Consider the following 255-nt stretch of genomic DNA (forward strand, 5'->3'; position numbering starts at 1 on the left):
CAAAGCCTTTTGCATCCGATTAAGGGCTTTGGCTTGGTCGCGAACTTTATTGCCACGCTGACGGACCAATGAGCGCAGTGAGCACACGTCGTCCGCAGGCCGAAAAGCGCCTCTCAACAGGCCGTGCATCATGAGTTGAAGGATCCACTGACAATCAAGTACATCAGACTTGCGACCGGTTATCTGCCGAGTGGCGCGGGAATTAACGAGATAGACCTCAAAACCTCGTCTATCCAGTATTTCGAAGAGCGGGAT

General features: G+C 52.5%; 1 protein-coding gene. It reads right to left on the reverse strand.

Annotated features, from left to right (window positions below; translation table 11 throughout):
- The coding region (locus tag AACY08_RS30225; protein WP_339472754.1) for an IS110 family transposase at window positions 1-255 on the reverse strand (255 nt) is incomplete at both ends.

Origin of the sequence: Pseudomonas sp. EL_65y_Pfl1_R83 (genome assembly GCF_963970695.1) — a bacterium.
GTDB classification, from domain to species: Bacteria; Pseudomonadota; Gammaproteobacteria; order Pseudomonadales; family Pseudomonadaceae; genus Aquipseudomonas; species Aquipseudomonas tritici.